15 protein-coding genes and 1 riboswitch are annotated in these 17,509 nt (G+C 33.4%); all 15 genes read right to left on the reverse strand.

The window, feature by feature from the left end:
• Positions 1-8: 8 nt before the first annotated feature.
• On the reverse strand, positions 9-1,025 hold the full coding sequence (locus APS56_RS07365; protein WP_054726684.1) for a homocysteine S-methyltransferase family protein: 1,017 nt from the start codon (positions 1,023-1,025) through the stop codon (positions 9-11).
• Positions 1,026-1,076: 51 nt separating this feature from the next.
• Positions 1,077-1,208: riboswitch (SAM riboswitch) on the reverse strand.
• Between the two features lie 80 nt (positions 1,209-1,288).
• A complete protein-coding gene (cysM, locus tag APS56_RS07370) occupies positions 1,289-2,179 on the reverse strand; it encodes a cysteine synthase CysM (RefSeq protein WP_054726687.1) in 891 nt (296 codons plus the stop codon).
• Positions 2,166-2,906 (reverse strand): serine O-acetyltransferase EpsC, encoded by a 741-nt coding sequence (epsC, locus tag APS56_RS07375; protein WP_054726690.1) that lies wholly within the window; start codon positions 2,904-2,906, stop codon positions 2,166-2,168. Before epsC ends, cysM begins: the two co-directional genes overlap by 14 nt.
• A 137-nt stretch (positions 2,907-3,043) precedes the next feature.
• Positions 3,044-4,096 carry an NAD(P)/FAD-dependent oxidoreductase gene (locus tag APS56_RS07380; protein WP_054726692.1) on the reverse strand — a complete coding sequence of 351 codons (1,053 nt, stop codon included), beginning with the start codon at positions 4,094-4,096 and terminating at the stop codon, positions 3,044-3,046.
• Between the two features lie 21 nt (positions 4,097-4,117).
• Positions 4,118-4,699: a precorrin-2 dehydrogenase/sirohydrochlorin ferrochelatase family protein gene (locus tag APS56_RS07385; protein ID WP_054726694.1), complete on the reverse strand. Its 582-nt coding sequence runs from the start codon at positions 4,697-4,699 to the stop codon at positions 4,118-4,120.
• 3 nt (positions 4,700-4,702) lie between these two features.
• A complete protein-coding gene (cobA, locus tag APS56_RS07390) occupies positions 4,703-5,467 on the reverse strand; it encodes a uroporphyrinogen-III C-methyltransferase (RefSeq protein WP_054726697.1) in 765 nt (254 codons plus the stop codon).
• Between the two features lie 20 nt (positions 5,468-5,487).
• A complete protein-coding gene (locus tag APS56_RS07395) occupies positions 5,488-7,584 on the reverse strand; it encodes a HEPN domain-containing protein (protein WP_054726700.1) in 2,097 nt (698 codons plus the stop codon).
• Between the two features lie 10 nt (positions 7,585-7,594).
• A complete protein-coding gene (locus APS56_RS07400) occupies positions 7,595-8,842 on the reverse strand; it encodes a sulfate adenylyltransferase subunit 1 (protein WP_054726703.1) in 1,248 nt (415 codons plus the stop codon).
• A gap of 100 nt (positions 8,843-8,942) precedes the next feature.
• Positions 8,943-9,848: a sulfate adenylyltransferase subunit CysD gene (gene cysD / locus APS56_RS07405; protein ID WP_054726706.1), complete on the reverse strand. Its 906-nt coding sequence runs from the start codon at positions 9,846-9,848 to the stop codon at positions 8,943-8,945.
• Between the two features lie 20 nt (positions 9,849-9,868).
• Positions 9,869-10,489, reverse strand: coding sequence for a phosphoadenosine phosphosulfate reductase domain-containing protein (locus APS56_RS07410; RefSeq protein ID WP_054726708.1), 621 nt, complete (start codon positions 10,487-10,489; stop codon positions 9,869-9,871).
• A 21-nt stretch (positions 10,490-10,510) separates the two neighbouring features.
• Positions 10,511-10,756, reverse strand: coding sequence for a DUF2061 domain-containing protein (locus APS56_RS07415; protein WP_236778475.1), 246 nt, complete (start codon positions 10,754-10,756; stop codon positions 10,511-10,513).
• A 155-nt stretch (positions 10,757-10,911) separates the two neighbouring features.
• On the reverse strand, positions 10,912-11,352 hold the full coding sequence (locus APS56_RS07420) for an RrF2 family transcriptional regulator (RefSeq protein ID WP_054726711.1): 441 nt from the start codon (positions 11,350-11,352) through the stop codon (positions 10,912-10,914).
• Between the two features lie 12 nt (positions 11,353-11,364).
• Complete coding sequence (locus APS56_RS07425) at positions 11,365-12,534, reverse strand: trans-sulfuration enzyme family protein (protein ID WP_054726714.1); 1,170 nt, start codon at positions 12,532-12,534, stop codon at positions 11,365-11,367.
• A 78-nt stretch (positions 12,535-12,612) separates the two neighbouring features.
• Positions 12,613-16,008 carry a bifunctional aspartate kinase/homoserine dehydrogenase I gene (gene thrA, locus APS56_RS07430; protein WP_054726716.1) on the reverse strand — a complete coding sequence of 1,132 codons (3,396 nt, stop codon included), beginning with the start codon at positions 16,006-16,008 and terminating at the stop codon, positions 12,613-12,615.
• A 79-nt stretch (positions 16,009-16,087) separates the two neighbouring features.
• The gene (locus APS56_RS07435) at positions 16,088-17,362 is read right to left on the reverse strand and encodes an O-acetylhomoserine aminocarboxypropyltransferase/cysteine synthase family protein (RefSeq protein WP_054726719.1); all 1,275 of its coding nucleotides are present in this window, start codon (positions 17,360-17,362) and stop codon (positions 16,088-16,090) included.
• Between the last annotated feature and the right edge of the window lie 147 nt (positions 17,363-17,509).

Below are 17,509 nucleotides of genomic sequence, written 5' to 3' on the forward strand. Positions count from 1 at the left end.
AACTCCCTTTAATGAAACCCTTCGACTGCGCTTAGGGTAATAGTGCGAGGTTTATATTTTGATGCAATATTTGCAATTACTTTTATATGTTCTGGATTTGTACCACAACAACCTCCAATAATATTTATTAAATCTCTTTTTAAATATTCTTCAATTTGTTCCCCCATTTCTTCTGGAGTTTCATCATACTCTCCAAAAGCATTGGGCAAGCCTGCATTAGGGTGTGCAGAAATTGCAAAATCAGTTTTAGCTGCTATAGCTTCTAAATGAGGTTGCAATAAATTAGCACCCAAAGCACAATTAAACCCTATAGATAGCAAAGGAATATGTGATACCGAAATTAAAAATGCCTCGGCAGTTTGTCCAGATAAAGTTCTACCTGATGCATCTGTTATAGTACCACTAAGCATGATAGGCATCTCTATATTGCGTTCTTCTTTTACTTCTTCAATCGCAAACAATGCTGCTTTTGCATTAAGTGTATCAAAAACAGTTTCAACTAAAAGTAAATCAACACCACCATCAACCAAAGCTTCTACCTGTTGTTTATAAGCAATTCGTAATTCATCAAACGTTACAGCTCTGTACCCAGGATCATTAACATCTGGTGACATGCTTGCTGTACGATTTGTAGGCCCTATGGAACCCGCAACAAAACGGGGTTTATGAGGTTCTTTAGCTGTAAATTCCTCTGCTACTTCTTTTGCAATTTTAGCGGATTGATAATTTAGTTCATATACTAAATCTTCCATTTGGTAATCAGCCATTGCAATAGTAGTTCCAGAAAAAGTATTGGTTTCCACAATATCTGCACCTACCTCAAAATATTTAGCATGGATCTCTTTAATAGCTTTTGGCTGTGTAATAGATAACAAATCGTTATTACCCTGCAATGGTGTAGGATAATCTTTAAAACGCTCACCTCTAAAATCTTCCTCCGTAAACTTATAGGCTTGTAGCATGGTACCCATGGCACCATCTAAAACCAAAATACGTTCTTTTAATGCTTGATGTATGTTTGACATTGACACTTTATTATTTTTAAAATACTATCAGAAAAGTTAGAGAAACACTTTTCGTTATCTTTCTAATACTATAAAATATTAGTAGAACGTAGCACCTTCTTTAATACCCCGATAGGCATCAGGGCTGATAAAGGGTTGCCAAGGTTTCAACGGGTCTATTCCCTCTACCTTTCTTGATAACATTATTAATACGTTTATGAACTAATTGACAAAAATAACAACTATATTCTTGTTATCACAATAAATCATATAAATTATCGCCCTTATTCAAACAGGGTTGATGACAAATATCTATCGCCTCTATCACAAATAATTGCAACAATAACACCTTCGTCTATGGATTCTGCAATTTGTAATGCACAGAATACAGAACCTCCACTGCTCATACCAGCAAAAACACCTTCTTCTTTAGCTAAACGTTGGGTCATTTTTTTGGCATCCGCTTCTCTTACATCTACCACTACATCTACTTTAGAACGATTAAAGAACTTAGGCACATATTCTGGCGACCATTTTCTTATCCCAGGAATTTTAGCCCCATCTGCAGGTTGTGCTCCTACAATAGTTATATCTTTATTTTGTTCTTTTAAATAACTTGAAACCCCCATAATTGTTCCTGTAGTTCCCATAGCAGAAACGAAGTGAGTAACTTCGCCTTCAGTATCTTTCCATATTTCGGGTCCCGTAGTTTTATAATGTGCTTTCCAATTATCATCGTTTTCAAATTGATTTAAAAGTATATAACCTTTTTCATCTCTCAATTTGTAAGCTAAATCTCTAGACCCTTCTATACCTATATCAGCAGCTGTTAAAATAACCTCAGCACCGTAAGCTCGCATGGTTTTAACCCGTTCTTCAGTAGAGTTTTCAGGCATAACCAACACCATGTTCAACCCTAATAAATTAGCAATAAATGCTAATGCAATACCTGTATTACCACTGGTTGCCTCAACCAAAGTACCTCCTTTTTTAATATCGCCACGTTTAAGCGCTTCATTAATCATATTGAAAGCAGCGCGATCTTTTACACTTCCTCCTGGATTATCACCTTCCAATTTTAAAAAGAGCCTAACACCCTTTTTTGAAATAATATGACTTACTTCTACGATTGGTGTATTTCCTATTTGGTCTAAAATTGTTTTATTGTATACCATTATTTTTCGGTCTAATTTTAATTTCTGTTTGATAGGTTACTAATGAATTTTCTGGAACAGATTGTGTAATCCAAACATTGGCACCAATGATACTATTGGCACCAATAACAATATCACCACCTAAAATGGTAGCATTGGCATAAATACACACATTGTTCTCAATTGTAGGATGTCTTTTGGTAGAAGCCAAACTTTTTGCTACTGATATCCCCCCGAGGGTAACCCCTTGATAAATTTTAACGTTTTCACCAATAATAGATGTTTCACCAATAACAATTCCTGTTCCATGATCAATATAAAAAGAATTGCCAATTGTTGCTCCTGGATGAATATCGATCCCTGTAATGCCATGAATAAATTCACTCATCATTCTTGGCAAAATATGAACCTTTAATTTATAAAGTGCATGACTCAACCTATAAATAGAAATAGCATAAAACCCTGGATATGCCATATAAATTTCTGCTAAGCTATGTGAAGCTGGGTCATTACTCTCAAAAGCAATTGCATCTAAATCTAATTTTCTTCTAATTTCAGGAAGTTCAGATTTAAAGGTTTCCCAAATAGATTTACCGTTTTCAATTTCTAATTTAGATAGTATTTCTAAGAACGTATTTTCTAAATAATCATTATGAGCCTCTTCTTGCTCACAATCAAATAAGCAGTAAAACAACCGTTTTGTAAACGTTTTAACAGTATCTTTTAAACAAACATTATAACTTTTCATCTGTACTATTTGTTGTAAAATTTGAATTTATAAAAGTAAAACTTATCCTTTTAAAACTCTCTATATTTAAACATTAAATCCCACAAGGATATAAAAAACCTTGTAGGATTGTATTTGTCGTTCTTATTTAAAAAAACTTAATTAATTGCTTGTACTACGGCTTTTGGAGCTTCTTTGCGAGAACCATCAAAACCATCAATACCACTAACCGTTGTATACTTTAAAACATACTTTTTGCCTGGATTAATAATTCTGTAAGCTGCTTGACACATTAATGTAGCCTCATGGAAACCACAAAGAATTAATTTTAACTTTTCTGGATAGGTATTCACATCTCCAATAGCAAAAATACCAGGAATGTTAGTTTGATAATTTAAACTATTATCTACTTTGATAGCATTTTTTTCTATTTCTAAGCCCCAATTTCCAATAGGACCTAATTTAGGAGACAACCCAAATAACGGTATAAAGTGATCAGTTTCTAACTTTGTAGCCTCACCCTCTTTTACGACAGTTACTGCTTCTATCTTTCCATCTCCATGTAATTCTGTAACCTCAGCAGGAGTTATTAAATTAATTTTACCTTCTTTAGTCAATTCTCCAACTTTTTCAACAGAATCTAAAGCCCCTCTAAATTCATTTCTTCTATGAATTAGTGTTACTTCAGATGCTACATCTGCTAAAAAGATACTCCAATCTAATGCGGAATCTCCTCCTCCAGAAATAACGACACGTTTATTTCTGTAAACTTCTGGATCTTTAATAAAGTATTCAACCCCTTTGTCTTCGTAATCTGTTATACCTTCAATAGCAGGTTTTCTTGGCTCAAAAGACCCTAATCCTCCTGCAATAGCTACCACAGGTGCTTGATGTTGTGTTCCTTTGTTTGTAGTGACTATAAATGACCCATCTTCCTGCTTATCAATAGTTTCAGCACGTTCTCCCAAAGTAAACCCTGGTTCAAACTGTTTTCCTTGTTCTAACAAATTTCTGGTTAAATCTCCAGCCAATACTTCTGGAAACCCTGGAATATCGTAGATAGGTTTTTTGGGATAAATTTCAGAACATTGTCCTCCCGGTTGTGGCAATGCATCAATTAAATGACATTTCAATTTTAATAATCCAGCTTCGAATACTGTAAATAAACCTGTTGGCCCCGCGCCAATTATTAGTATATCTGTTTTAATCATTTTACTTTTTTTTATAAGTATTTACTCTTTTTTTTCAATTAATCCTTTGGTAAATTCATTGAGTGTTTCCACTTTTTGTTCAAAATCACCTTTTATTGTTTTTCTATATTCATTCAAATTCTGGACCAAATCGTCTACATTTTCTGGAATAACATCTTCAAAAAACTGACGCAACCTCTTGGCTGTTGTTGGCGATTTACCATTTGTTGAAATCGCAACTTTCACATTGCCTTTAGTTACAATACCACCCATATAAAAATCACAATAGGGTGGATTATCTGCTACATTTACTAAAATACTGCGTTTTCTACATTGTTTATAAACTTTCACATTTACTTTCTGAACATCAGTCGTAGCAACAACCATATGCTTTCCTTTTAAGAAGCGTTTATTGTATTTTGTCTCTTTTAATTTAACATTGCCTCTTTTTGCAACCTCAACAGTTCCTTCTCTAAACATGGGCGATACCATTGTTACATTGGCATCTGGACTAGATTTTAATAAAAATGTCAACTTTTCTTCTGCTACATTCCCTCCTCCAACAATCAGCACATTTAAACGCTGTGTTTTTAAAAATATAGGGTATAAATTATTTCTTTCCACAGCCTATTCCTTTATGGCTATTTCATTACAAATAGAATTTAAAACCACACGTTGTTTTACAACATCTCCAATAACAATAATGGCTGGCGAAGCTAATTGTTTTTCCTTTACAACTTGCTGAATAGTTTCAATAGTACCAATACCAACATTTTCATCTTCTCTAGTACCATTTTGAATAATGGCTACCGTCACATCCTGTTTACCTTCAGCAGAAAAAACAGTAACAATTTCATCTAACTTGTGCATCCCCATCAATATAACAACCGTTGCTGTTGACTTAGCCGCTAAGGCCACATCATTTGATAATTGATGGGCTTTTGTAGTAGCTGTAACCACCCAAAAACTCTCTGAAACACCGCGTTTTGTCAAAGGAATACCTTGATATGCTGGAGCCGCAATGGATGATGAAATGCCAGGTACAACAAAAGTATTTATACCATATTGTTTGACATAATCTATTTCTTCTGCCCCACGACCAAAAACAAATGGGTCGCCACCTTTTAGCCGCACAACGTGTCCTTTCTCATGAGCTTTTGTAACTATCAATTCATTAATTTGTTCTTGCTGAAAAGCATAACATCCTTTACGCTTACCCACAAAAATAACCTCAGCATCTTTTCGTGCATACTTTAATAACGCTTCATTTATAAGCGCATCAAATAGTATGACATCAGCAGACTCAATGGCTTTAATAGCTTTAATCGTTATCAGCTCCACATCACCTGGTCCGGCTCCTACAACTGTTAATTTTGGGGTTTTAAAACTCATATTATATTTTAAACAGCTTGTTATTGATCAAGCTTGCTTTCTTCTTCTCTAAATGCTCTAACCTTAGCCAAAAACTGGTTAGCATTTTCTATATATTTAGATGCAAAATCCTTAGTTGGTGCATTTTTATTAATTTGATAAATCAATTCTGAAAATGCAGTTCCTAAATCTAATTTTCCACTTTCAACAAACAACTCATCAAACTGACTAATAATACCAGCATGCGTATTAGTCCTTTTGTTGTCTGCTATTAACAATGCCTTTGCAGAATTTACCATAGAACTATAAGCATGATAAATAGCATGTGAATATACATTGTTATCAAAAGATTCTTTAGCATTTTCAATTTTCTCTTCACTTTCATAAAATAAAGTGGCAATTAAATCGATAACCACACCTGCACATTCGCCAATACCAATTTCTTTAACATATTCCTCACTTGTTCCCCAATCGATAAAATCATCTTGGGTTAAATTAGTAACATCTTGCAAATCATTTAATAAATCATAAAAATAACGTTCACCTGTTACCTTATAGTAATCAAAGAAACTTTTACCATTTGCATTTGTTTCAAAATCATCTAAAATTCTTCGCAATGCTTCAGGGCCTCTTTTACTTGGTACTTTTACCACTTTATCCGCAAAAACACCTTTTCCGTCCCCAAGGTTCCCTCCTCCTAACAATACTTGTAATGCTGGTGCTACTAATTTATCTGGTGTACGAACCGACATTCCTTGAAAACCTATATTTGCCATATTGTGTTGTCCACAAGCATTCATACATCCACTTATTTTTATAACTAAATCATCTTTTTCAAGATATTGTGGGTATTCTGCTTTTATAACACGCTCCAACTCATCTGCAATTCCAGTACTACTTGCAATTCCTAAATTACAAGTATCAGTTCCTGGGCATGCTGTAATATCTACCGCTTTATTATAACCAACATTTGCAAAACCTAATTTTTCTAATTCAGTGTAGAAAAATGGTACTAATTCTCTTTTCACAAAAGGAATTATAATGTTTTGACGCAATGACAAACGTATTTCACCTGCTGCATAATTTTCTACTAAGTCTGCTAACAAACGTGCTTTATCTGTATAAAAATCACCTAAAAGCACTTTAATTCCAATGGCAACATACCCATCTTGCTTTTGAGGTATTAAATTTGTTGATTTCCAAGTTTCAAAAGCTTTTTGATCTTTTATTGTTACTTGAGGAATCTCATTAATCTCTACAGGTTTTGAAGTTACATAAGCATCGGCATCAATAGCAACTGATTTAAACTCTATAGCTTTTTGCTCCTGATCCACCAAAGCTTTAAAGGCATCAAGTCCAATGTCTTTAATTAAGAATTTCAAACGTGCTTTAGCACGACTTTTACGTTCTCCATAACGATCAAAAACACGTACAACACCTTCCATTAAAGGAATAATTTTATCTGTTGATATAAAGCTATATAATTCATCTGCTTCACGAGGTTGAGATCCCAATCCACCACCAATCATAACCTTAAAACCACGCTCTCCATTTTCAATTTTAGCTATAAAACCTAAATCATGCATGTATGAAAGCCCTGTATCCGAATCTGAAGAAGAAAAAGACACTTTAAACTTTCGCCCCATTTCTTGACTAATAGGATTTCTTAAAAAATAACGAAAAATAGCATCAGCATACGGTGATACATCAAATGGCTCATCTACATCTACACCTGCTAACTCTGAAGCCGTCACGTTACGTACTGTATTTCCACAAGCCTCACGTATTGTAATATCATCTTGATCAAGTTGCGCCCAAAGCTCAGGCGTTCTTTGAATATCTACATAATGAATTTGAATATCTTGTCGGGTAGTTATATGCAAACGACCACGAGAATACTCATCTGAAACATCTGAAATTCGACGTAATTGATTACTCTTTACTTTTCCGTATGGTAATTTTATACGAATCATCTGTACCCCTTCTTGTCTTTGGCCGTAAATACCACGTGCCAAACGAAGGCTTCTAAATTTTTCTTCGTCTATTTTACCATTATTGAAAAGTTGAATTTTATTGGCTAAATCAATAATATCTTTTTCAACAATTGGATTTTCTATTTCTGTTCTAAATGTTTGCATTTTCTTTTTTTTATTGAATAAAACCAGCTCCCACAGTATTATTATTCTGTGTATCAATTAAAATAAACGATCCGTTTGTTCTATGATTTTTAAATTGATCGTAAAAAATTGGTTTGTTTAATTTAAAAGTTACAGACGCAATATCATTAACATTTAATCCTGTAACATCTTTTTCAAAACCAGAATAATCAGGATGAATTTTGTGATTTATTCTATCCACTTTTGCTAATACTTTATTAACTCCGTGTTGCACAACATATTTTCCTCCAACAGTTAATTGATTAGAATCCATCCAACAAACGTTAGCTGTAAATTGCTTATCAATAGTTGGCAAATCCCCTTCTTTCACAATCATATCACCTCTACTAACATTTATATCGTTTTCTAAAGTGATTGTTACCGATGAACGTCTTGAAGCCGTTTGGTATTTTTCATCATAGAAATAAATATCTTTTATTTTTGAACGCGTTTTTGAAGGCAACACAATAATATCATCTCCTACGCTTAACTCGCCACCGTAAACTTTACCTGCATACCCTCTAAAATCATGAAAATCTTCAGTTTTAGGACGAATAACATACTGAACAGGGAAACGTGGAGTACCTACATTATAAATATCTTTTTTATCTAATTGCTCTAAATGCTCCAATAAAGCATCGCCTTTATACCAAGGCATTTTATCTGTTTTATTTACAACATTATCACCTTTTAAAGCACTCACAGGGATGAAAGTGATTTTTTGATCTTGATAATCTCTTTTACTCATCAAATCTGAAAAGTCTGCTTTTATTTTATTATAAACATCTTCAGAATAATCAACCAAATCCATTTTATTTATAGCAACTACAACATCTTTAATTCTTAATAAATTATTAATAAAAAAGTGACGATTGGTTTGCTCAATAACACCTTTTCTGGCATCAATTAAAATAATAGATGCTTGTGATGTTGATGCCCCTGTAACCATGTTTCGGGTATATTCCACATGACCAGGCGTATCTGCAATGATGTAACTTTTCTTTTTAGTTGAAAAATAAATATGTGCAACATCAATAGTAATGCCTTGCTCTCTTTCTGCCACTAAACCATCTGTAGCCAATGAAAAATCCAAATAATCATATCCGCGTTGTTTACTTGTTTTTTCAATAGCTTCTAATTTATCAGATGTTAATGATTTTGTATCATAAAGAATACGTCCTATCAACGTACTTTTCCCATCATCTACACTTCCTGCTGTTGCAATTTTTAATACTTCCATGTTTTTTTTATGCTGTTGGCTTTTAGTTTTTAGCTATTTAGCCTAATTTTTAATTCATTTTAAAGATTTCCGTTTTTAATGGAAATAACAAAATTGTATTTTAAAAATACCCTTGTTGTTTACGTTTTTCCATGGCTGCTTCCGAGCGTTTATCGTCAATACGTGCTCCACGCTCAGAAATAGTAGAATCTCTAATTTCTTCTACGACTTTAGAAATAGATACTGCATCAGATAATACTGCCGCTGTACAACTCATATCCCCAACAGTTCTAAAACGAACCATTTTTTCTATTACTTCTTCATTTTCATCTCTATAAACCACATCATCTTCAGCAGACCAAATCATACCGTCGCGTAAAAACACTTTTCGTTTGTGAGCAAAATAGATAGATGGAATTTCAATATTTTCAGCTTCAATATAAGACCAAACATCTAACTCAGTCCAGTTTGAAATAGGAAATACACGTACATTTTGTCCATGCTCAATTTGTCCATTCAACATATCGAACAACTCAGGACGTTGATTTTTCTCATCCCATTGACCAAAATCATCACGTACAGAAAAAATACGCTCTTTAGCTCTTGCTTTTTCTTCATCACGTCGGGCTCCACCAATACAAGCATCAAACTTAAATTCTTCAATAGCATCTAAAAGCGTAGTGGTTTGTAGCATATTTCTACTTGCATAACGACCAGATTCTTCTTTAACTTTCCCTTCATCAATAGAATCTTGAACATTACGAACAATTAATTCTAAACCCAATTCTTTAACCAAACGATCTCTAAATTCAATAGTTTCTGGAAAATTATGACCAGTATCTATATGCATTAAAGGGAAAGGTATTTTTGCTGGATAAAAAGCTTTTACAGCCAATCTTACCAAAGTAATTGAATCTTTACCTCCAGAAAACAACAACACAGGTTTTTCAAATTGTGCTGCCACTTCACGCATAATGTAAATAGCTTCGTTTTCTAATGAATTTATATTTGATGTGTCTTTATTCATAATCTTATTTGTCATTTATCCTAAGCATGTAAACCACACTCTCTGTTTTCTAACGCTTTTGTTGGGTCAAAATATTTAAATTCGTTTGTTAATTTATTTTCTTCAATATACGTATCCAATTTTTCATCAGACCAATAATAGAACGGACTTACTTTTAAAACCCCATCTTTACTTATACTAAAAATCCCTATACTATCTCTAAAAGCCGTTTGTCCTTGACGCAAGTTTGTAAACCACACTTTTGGCTTATGCTCATCCATAGCTCTTCTAAATGGCTCTAACTTTACCTGTTCAGTAAACAAAGCATGTTCTGGTGCATCCACACTTGGAATCCCTAATACCACATCTCTATGGGAAGATGTTTGTTTTGGAACGTAAAGAAAAATATTTAAATTCAAATCTTTAATTACCTGCTCTGCATGTTTGTAAGTTTGCGGCGTATTATAGCCCGTATCACACCAAACCACTGGAATATTAGGATTTACAGCTGTAACCGCATGAAGAATAGTAGCTTCATATGGCCTGAAATTTGTAGTTACCACCGCTTCCTGACTAAGCTCCAATGCTTTATTTACAATATCTGAAGGTTGAGCCTTTTCAAACTCTTTATTTAGTATGTTTAATTGTTCTTGTGAAATCATATTTCTATTATCTACTGTAAATTATCTACCCCATTTAATGGTGTTCCAAATACGCTCGTGAAAAAAGTACAATACCATTTTTGTAACTAATTCAATAGAACCAATTGAAAATGCTAAAGCTAATTTCCCTGTAATTAACCAAGAAATTAAAATAGTATCTAAAGTTCCAATAATTCTCCAGCTTATCGATTTTACGATACTTCTTAAAGGCTTCTCTTTAACAACATCCTCTTTATAAGTAGCACTTTCTTTTTCTTTTAATATCATTTGCCCAATCATTTTTAACAAGTTTTATATTAACCCTATCGGATTAGTAGGGATTGCAAATGTAATACTTTTTATGAAACAACAAAGAATGATTACCATTTTTTTAGAACAATGAAAGATATTTAGGTTAAACTGAAAAAAATAATTAAAAAGCATCATTTTTTTATGTTATCTTTATTTTTATCAACATAAGACAAATCTGCCAATGTATTATTTCTCAAAACATTTAGTGTACTATCTCTCACTTGAATCATAAGTTTATTGACACTGCACGCATGCTCATCAACACAATCATCACACTTTTCATAAAAATTCAAACTTACACAAGGCACCATAGCAATGGGTCCTTCAAGAATCCTTAAAACATCTGTCATTAAAATATCTTCAGGCTTTTTTAAGAGATAATACCCCCCTAACTTGCCTTTTTTAGAACCTAAAAAACCCGATTTTTTTAACGTCAATAAAATACTTTCTAAAAATTTATGCGGAATATGCTCCTTTTTAGAAATTTCACTTATTTGAACTGGACATTCTTGGCTTGCTCTTGCTATATATGTAAGTGCTTTTAGTCCGTATTTAGTTTTTTTAGATAACATGATGCTAAAGTACTAATTTAAAGCTTGTTTTAAATCAGTAATAACATCATCTACATGTTCCAAACCAACAGATACTCTTACCAAACCGTCTGTAATACTAACTTCCAATCTATCTGTTTCTGATAATTTGCTATGTGTGGTACTTGCTGGATGTGTTACAATAGTTCTAGTATCTCCAAGGTTTGCCGACAACGAGCACATTTTTATGGCATTTAAAAACTTTCGTCCTGCATCAATTCCTCCTTTAACCTCAAAAGCAACAATATTTCCTCCAGCTTTCATTTGTTTTTTTGCAACTTCATATTGCGGATGGGACTTTAAAAATGGATATTTTACCCAATTTACTTCCGGATGCATTTCTAAAAACTCTGCCACCTTTAAAGCATTTTGACAATGTCTATCTACTCTAACCGCTAAAGTTTCTAAACTTTTAGATAACATCCATGCATTAAATGGGGATAGTGCGGGACCTGTATTTCTTGAGAACAAATAAATCTCTCTAATTAAATCAGCATTTCCAACAGTTACACCTCCTAATACACGTCCTTGCCCATCTATTAATTTTGTAGCCGAATGAATTACCAAATGTGCACCAAATTTAATAGGTTGTTGCAAATATGGTGTCGCAAAGCAATTATCTATCACTAAAAGTAAATTGTGTTTTTTAGCAATAGCTCCTAACAACTCTAAATCAATCACATCTACTGCAGGATTTGTTGGCGACTCTGCATATAATATTTTAGTGTTTGACGTAATTAAGCTTTCTATTTTATCTACCTCACTTACCTTAAAATAACTGGTTGTGATATTCCATTTTGGTAAATATTTAGTAAATAAAGTATGTGTTGAACCAAAAACAGAACGACACGACACAATATGATCGCCACTATTTAATAAAGCTGCAAATGTTGAAAACACGGCGGACATACCTGTAGCAAAAGCATAACCTGCTTCTGCTCCTTCCATTTTACAAACTTTATCTACAAACTCTGATGTATTGGGGTTTGTAAATCGGCTATAAATGTTACGTTCCTTCTCTTCCGCAAACGAAGCACGCATATCCTCTGCATCTTTAAATACAAAACTTGATGTTAAGTACAAGGGACTTGTGTGTTCTAAGAAATCACTACGCTCTAACTGTGTACGGATAGCTTCGGTTTCAAACTGTTTCTCTTTACTCATTCTTTATTTTTAGCAGTCTTAATATTTAAACCTAAAATTAGACAGATTCCTGCCTTGGTGAAAATAACTAAACTTTATTTAATTTATATGCTTAGACAACCTTAAAATATCTCCAAAAACTCCTCGCGCAGTAACTTCTGCACCAGCGCCAGCACCTTGAATAACTATAGGCTGTTCTCCATAAGATTCTGTAAATATTTCAAATATAGCATCAGACCCTTTAATATGGCCTAAAGTACTATCTTCTGGAATAGATACTAATTTAACTTCCAAATTCCCTTTGTCTCGAGATAAATCTCCTGACAAATCACCAACATATCTCAATACATGCCCCGGTTTTTGATTGCTTTTTATTTTTTGAAATTCTTCATCTAAAACATTTAATTGTTTTAAAAATGATTCTACTGAAATATTTTGATATGCTTCAGGAATTAAATTTTGCACAGATACATCTTCAAATTCATTTTGCAAATCTAATTCTCTTGCAAGAATCAATAACTTCCTTGCTACATCATTTCCAGAAAAATCTTCTCGTGGATCAGGTTCAGTAAATCCTTTATCAATCGTTTCTTGAACGATAGCACTAAATGGTTTATCCTCTACCGAAAAATTATTGAACAAATAGCTTAACGTTCCTGAAAACACGCCACGAATTCTTGTGATATTTTCTCCTGATTCATGTAATAGTTTGATAGTATCAATTAATGGCAAACCAGCACCAACCGTTGTTTCATATAAATATTGCTTATTATTATTTTTAAGCTGAACGCGTAAATCTTTGTAAAAATCATGCGAAATGGTATTTGCTATTTTATTTGACGATACCAAATCAAAACCAGCCTCAACCAATGGCACATAATTTTTATAAAACTCTGAACTTGCCGTATTATCAACCGCGATTAAATTTTCTAAATGATGCGTTTTTGTATAGTCAATAATATCTTTAATTGTAAAATTATTAGTTGCTGACTGAATAGATTGTTCCCAATTTTTATCTACACCTTTTTTATTTAAAATAACTTGTTTAGAATTAGCTACTGCAAACACATTTAAACTGATGCCTTTTCGCTTTTCAATTTCATCCTTCGATTTTAAAATCTGATTAATTAAAGCACCTCCAACACCACCATGTCCAAAAATAGCAATATTAATTCTTTTTGAAATACCAAATATTTCACCGTGAATTACATTCAATGCTTTATGCAACTGCGATTTTTTAACCACCAAGCTCACATTACGCCCTGTTACTGTATTATTAAACAATAGCGGAGTGATTTGATTTTTTATGAGTGCATTAAATGGTTTATGAAACGAACTTAACTCAATACCAATTATGGAAATAACAGACACATCATCAACTACCGCAATTTTGTTCACATCTTGTGAATAAAAATCGTTTTCAAATTCACGCTCCAAAGCAACTACTGCTTGAGTAGCTTGGTCTGCATTAATTATAAAACCAATACCTCTTTCAGACGAACCTTGAGAAATAATACTTACGCTAATATTTTTTGTTGCCAAAGCGCCAAATATTCGCGCATCTACACCACTCTTGCCCAATAAGCCACGACCTTCTAAATTCAATAAAGCCACATTGTCTAAAACGGATAATGAAGTGACTTCCTTAGAATTTGGCTTTGCAGTAATTAACGTCCCTTCATCCTCTGGATTAAAGGTGTTCAAAATTCTTAGATTGATATTTTTTTCAACCAATGGAATGATTGTTTTAGCATGTAAGATGGTCGTACCAAAGTTTGCTAATTCATTAGCCTCACTAAATGACAATTCTCTTATTTTTTTTGCATCGGCAACCAAGTCTGGATTAGCGGTATAAATACCATTAACGTGTGTATAGTTTTGCAACTCGTCTGCATCTAAATAATTTGCCAACAATGCAGCCGTGTAATTGCTACCGTTTCTACCAAGTGTAGTAGTTTCATTTTTCAAGTTTGAAGCAATAAATCCTGTAACAATATTTACAACGCTTGAATTTTCCTTAAAATGCTTTTTAATATTATCTTTAGATAATTGCAAAATAGGTTGTGCGTTCCCAAAGTTATCATCCGTTTTAATCAGCTCTCTCGAATCTATAGCTTTAGATTTTATGTTTTGAGCATTAAGCAATTGCGCTACCATTTTAGCTGACAACAATTCTCCTTGTGCCAAAACTTCATCTTTTGTTTTTTTGCTATAATCACCTAACAAACTAACACCTTCAAATAGCTTATTGAGTTTTGCGTACTCTACTGAAAAATCTATCCCATCAAATGGTTCTGATTGGTAGGCTTTAAAAGCATTCCATTTACTCTGATAATCCTCACCTCTTGCCGCTTTTGTTAGCAAAGACTCAAGCTCATCCGTTGCTTTTCCTCTTGCTGACACTACTACCGCAATACGTTCTCCATCTTTAACTTTTTTCTCAATGATAGAAATCACCTTACCTAAACCGTCTCCGTTTGTTAAAGATATACCACCAAACTTTAATATTTTCATGCTTCTTTTTTTAGAATCAGGCAAAAAGATGCCCTCTATAATTTTTTCAAGTTGTTCGTACTCCATTAAAAATGCATCGTGCCCATGTACCGAATTGATTTCATTATAGGTTACATTTGGATGCGTTAGCGCCAATTGTTTATGGGTTTGTTTGTTCTCTTCAGCTGTAAAAAACAAATCTGAATCAACACCTATTATATGAATATTGGCTTTAATATTTTCAAGAATAAATTCACCCTCCCGGTTTTTTGTTACATCAATAGTTCTTAATAGTTGATTCATCAACTTATAAGCTGACAATTGAAAACGTTCTTGTAATTTATTACCATGATGCAACAGCCAACTCTCCACATTAAACACCTCTGAGTTAGCATTTTTTGAACGATGAAAACGTTCCTTAAAAGATTCTGGTGTTCTGTAACACAACATAGCGTGCATTCTCGCGTCGTGAACGGGATTATTAGAATTTAACAAAAAAGCTTCCTGAATTTGACAATTGGCAATCAGCCAATCTGTGGATTTCCAATCCGTAGCCACTGGAATTAAATGCTCTGTTATGTCTGGATTAAGCACAGCCATTTCCCAAGAAATGCCCCCTCCTAAAGAGCCTCCAATAATAGCAAAAAGTCTACCTAATTTTAATTCTTTTAGTCCTATTAAAAATATTTTAGCAACATCTCTTGCCACAAAATCTTTATAATTTTCAATAATAAAACCATCAAATCCATTTCCAGGAATGTTAAATGCCAATATTGTGTAAAGATTTGTATCTATCACTTTCTCTTTCCCAACCAAATCTCTCCACCAACCATCCTTTCCAGCGACATTACTATTGCCTGTTAAAGCATGATTTACCAACACAACTGGAGCTGACCCTAAAGGTTTTCCAAAAGTTTGATAGCTTAATTTTATTTCAGGAATAAGCGCTTTACTTTCAGTTATAAAATCTTTAATATCAATATGTTGTAATAAATGCTTCAATAGTATTATTTTTAAAGACCTCTCAGGTTTTGATGTCGATTATACCAACCTATATAAACCTGAAAAGGTCTATATTAGATTATATTTTGCTAAATGCTTCTTTTAAATCAGCTTTTAAATCTTCAATATTTTCAAGCCCAACAGACAATCTGATTAAATCAGTAGTTACACCTGCAGATATTTGTTCTTCCTCTGTTAATTGCTGATGTGTGGTACTTGACGGGTGAATAATCAACGATTTGGTATCCCCAATGTTTGCCAGTAATGAAAATAATTTCGTATTATCAGAAATTGTTTTTGCTGCATCAAAACCACCTTTAGCTCCAAAAGTAATCAATCCACTTTGTCCATTTGGCAAATATTTATCAGCTAATTTTTTATACTTACTACTTTCAAGCCCTGGGTAATTTACCCATGTTACTTCATCTTGTGCTTCTAACCATTTAGCTAATTCCAAAGCATTTGCACTGTGTTGTTTGATTCTTACAGGCAATGTTTCTAAACCTTGGATAATATTAAAAGCATTGGTTGGACTTAAAGCTCCACCAAAATCACGTAATCCTTCCAGTATCAATTTAAAAGTATAGGCTGCTGCTCCTAAAGCTTCGCTATATACTAAGCCATGATATCCTGCTGATGGTTCTGTAAATTCTGGAAATTTTCCGTTAGTCCAATCAAATGTACCTGCATCAATAATAGCTCCACCTAAGGATGTACCTTGCCCACCTACGTATTTTGTTAACGAATGAATTACAATATCTGCCCCATGTTCTATTGGTTTAACTAATACGGATGTTGCCACTGTATTATCAACTATAAAAGGTACACCAGCTGCTTTTGCATGTACGGATATAGATTTTAAATCCAAGACATCTAATTTTGGATTCCCTAAAGATTCCACAAAAAAGGCACGGGTATTATCTTGAACAGCTGCTGCAAAATTATCTGGATTATCTGCATCCACAAAGGTTGTTGTTATACCTAACCTTGGTAGCGTCACATTTAATAGGTTGAACGTACCTCCATATAAACTACTTGATGCTACAATGTGATCGCCAGCTTTTAACAAAGTTAATAAGCCTGTAGAAATTGCTGCTGTTCCAGAAGCAAATACTACAGCCCCTATACCGCCTTCTACTGCCGCTAAACGATCTTGTAAAATTTGGTTTGTTGGATTATTTAATCGTGTATAAATAAACCCTAATTCTTTTAATGAAAAAAGATTAGCTGCATGATCTGTATCGTTAAAAACATACGATGTTGTTTGATAAATTGGCACCGCTCGGGTTCCGCCGTTTACTTTTACATCATGTCCTGCGTGTAAGGCATTAGTTTCAAATTTAAGTGTACTCATTTTTCTAATTTTTTAGTTAATATTTATAGGTTACCCTCATTTGCGAGAATAACATTATCAAAGGAAACAGAAAAACCATTATTTCTGAATCTCTTTGTAAACCAAAAGCCAAAATAAGCTATTATTTAGCGTACTTAATAGAAAAAT

The organism is Pseudalgibacter alginicilyticus (assembly GCF_001310225.1).
Lineage (GTDB): Bacteria > Bacteroidota > Bacteroidia > Flavobacteriales > Flavobacteriaceae > Pseudalgibacter > Pseudalgibacter alginicilyticus.

Excerpts from the sequence above, each read along its gene's own strand:
- APS56_RS07380 (WP_054726692.1), bottom strand. The coding sequence starts at position 4,096 with ATGATTAAAACAGATATACTAATAATTGGCGCGGGGCCAACAGGTTTA.
- cobA (WP_054726697.1), bottom strand. The coding sequence starts at position 5,467 with ATGAGTTTTAAAACCCCAAAATTAACAGTTGTAGGAGCCGGACCAGGT.
- cysD (WP_054726706.1), bottom strand. The coding sequence starts at position 9,848 with ATGAATAAAGACACATCAAATATAAATTCATTAGAAAACGAAGCTATT.
- APS56_RS07395 (WP_054726700.1), bottom strand. The coding sequence starts at position 7,584 with ATGCAAACATTTAGAACAGAAATAGAAAATCCAATTGTTGAAAAAGAT.
- APS56_RS07420 (WP_054726711.1), bottom strand. The coding sequence starts at position 11,352 with ATGTTATCTAAAAAAACTAAATACGGACTAAAAGCACTTACATATATA.
- APS56_RS07365 (WP_054726684.1), bottom strand. The coding sequence starts at position 1,025 with ATGTCAAACATACATCAAGCATTAAAAGAACGTATTTTGGTTTTAGAT.
- APS56_RS07415 (WP_236778475.1), bottom strand. The coding sequence starts at position 10,756 with ATGATATTAAAAGAAAAAGAAAGTGCTACTTATAAAGAGGATGTTGTT.
- APS56_RS07410 (WP_054726708.1), bottom strand. The coding sequence starts at position 10,489 with ATGATTTCACAAGAACAATTAAACATACTAAATAAAGAGTTTGAAAAG.
- APS56_RS07400 (WP_054726703.1), bottom strand. The coding sequence starts at position 8,842 with ATGGAAGTATTAAAAATTGCAACAGCAGGAAGTGTAGATGATGGGAAA.
- APS56_RS07435 (WP_054726719.1), bottom strand. The coding sequence starts at position 17,362 with ATGAGTACACTTAAATTTGAAACTAATGCCTTACACGCAGGACATGAT.
- cysM (WP_054726687.1), bottom strand. The coding sequence starts at position 2,179 with ATGGTATACAATAAAACAATTTTAGACCAAATAGGAAATACACCAATC.
- APS56_RS07425 (WP_054726714.1), bottom strand. The coding sequence starts at position 12,534 with ATGAGTAAAGAGAAACAGTTTGAAACCGAAGCTATCCGTACACAGTTA.
- epsC (WP_054726690.1), bottom strand. The coding sequence starts at position 2,906 with ATGAAAAGTTATAATGTTTGTTTAAAAGATACTGTTAAAACGTTTACA.